Annotated in this window: 1 protein-coding gene and 2 pseudogenes; all 3 read right to left on the reverse strand. The window is 71.4% G+C overall.

All coding sequences use genetic code 11. The features are described 5' to 3' along the window. Positions 1-355, reverse strand: a pseudogene (locus SMA5143A_RS42375) (helix-turn-helix domain-containing protein); the annotation flags it as partial. Between the two features lie 80 nt (positions 356-435). After that, positions 436-1,452 (reverse strand): amidohydrolase family protein, encoded by a 1,017-nt coding sequence (locus SMA5143A_RS42380; RefSeq protein ID WP_107468085.1) that lies wholly within the window; start codon positions 1,450-1,452, stop codon positions 436-438. A 4-nt stretch (positions 1,453-1,456) separates the two neighbouring features. Beyond that, a pseudogene (locus SMA5143A_RS42385) lies at positions 1,457-1,785 on the reverse strand (3-hydroxyanthranilate 3,4-dioxygenase); the annotation flags it as partial.

Below are 1,785 nucleotides of genomic sequence, written 5' to 3' on the forward strand. Positions count from 1 at the left end.
GGGTGCTGGCCCACAGGTAGCCCAGGTGCGGACCGTCGTGCTGGACCCGGCAGGCCATCCGGGGCTTGGCCCGGTCGGAGGCCGGATCGAGGAAGACGGGCTCCGGTGAGGCGATCAGGCGGGCGATGTCCCCCCGGGCGCGCAGCACCTCGACGAGCCAGGGCTGGGCCTGCCGCTCCAGGATTCCGGAGACCCTTTCCTCGTCCGCGCTCTGCTGTCCTTTCGACCAGGCGAGCACCCGGAACTCGGTGTCCTCCAGGACGATGGGCACGTCGAGGAGTTCCCCGGCGGCGTCGATGACCGAGAACAGGTCTTCCCGCCGGCCGGCCGTGCCGTCGCGGCCCGGTTGGGACATCTCACTCACCTCCGCAGGTCCGGCAGTCATGTTAGGCGGCTTGCGCACGGGCCCTGGCGCGGCACCGGGCACGCCGCCCGTCAACCGGCGAGCCCGAGGAACCGTTCTGCGTTGCCCCGGCGGATCGACGCCTTCTCCTCGGGAGAGAGGAAGTCGCTCTCGCGCACGACCCGGCCCGCGGGCCGCTCGCCCAGCGGGTACGGGTAGTCGCTGCCGACCATGACCTGTCCGGCCCCGTAGGTGTCCACCAGCAGGCGCAGGGCGCGGGGGTCGAAGACGACGGAGTCGACGTGGAAACGGCCGATGTAGTGCGACGGCGGGTGCGCGGAGGTGCCCACCACGTCGGGGCGGCCCCGCCAGGCGTTGTCCATGCGCCCGAGCCAGAGGGCGAAGGATCCTCCGCCGTGCGCGAAGCAGATCTTCAGCCGGTCGTCGACACGGTCGAAGACCCCGCCGAGGGTCATCGCCAGGAGCGACAGATGGGTCTCGGCGGGCATGGCGGTCAGCCACTGCGCCATCCAGCGGCGCAGTCGGGGTGAGTCGTCCATGTCCCAGGGGTGGACGAAGACCGGGACCTGAAGCAGGGCGCAGTGCTGGAGGAAGGTGACGACGCCCGCGCTGTCCAGGTCGTGGTCGCCGACGTGGTTGCCGATCTCGACGCCCCGGTGCCCGTTGGCCAGGCAGCGTTCCAGTTCGCGGCAGGCCGCGTCGGGGTCCTGGAGCGGCACCTGGCAGAAGGGGACGAGGCGCTCGGGTGCCGGGGCGACGATGTCCAGGGCCAGGTCGTTGAAGATCCGTGCGATCCGTGCCGCCTCGGCGCCACTGCGGCCGTAGTGGAAGAACGCCGGCGTGGGTGAGACGACCTGCATGCCGATGCCGTCGGCGTCCATGTCCTTCAGACGGGCCGAGGCGTCCCAGCACTCGGCGCCGATCCGCCGGAACTCCCGGGACCCGAGCATGATCATCGCGTCGGTCTCCGACTCGACGCGCAGCCAGGGCACCTGGGGACCGGCGTCGGCGCGGAGGTCGGGCCAGCCGTGCGGGACGTAGTGGGTGTGGATGTCGATGGTGTCGGTCTCGTGCGCGTGCTCTGGCACGGGGTCACCCCTTCCCGGGGTGCTCGGCCCCGCAGGAGCCGCAGATCCTGGCCTGCCGGTCGTCGTAGAAGGCGGCGAAGACGGGGGGCAGGTCGGCCACGATGTCGGTGACCTGGAGCTCCACCTCGTGGAGGACGGCGTGGCAGTCGGGGCAGTACCACTGGAACTTCTCCAGGGTGCCCGGCTCGCGGACCCGTTCGATGACCAGGCCGATGCTGTCGGCTTCCGGGCGCTGCGGGGAGTGCGGCACGTTCCCGGGCAGCAGCCAGGTCTCGCCCTCCCGGATGTGGACGGTTCGCGGGCCGTCCTCGGTCATGACGTCGACGTACATGG

Source organism: Streptomyces sp. MA5143a, from assembly GCF_900290235.1.
Taxonomy (GTDB): Bacteria; Actinomycetota; Actinomycetes; order Streptomycetales; family Streptomycetaceae; genus Streptomyces.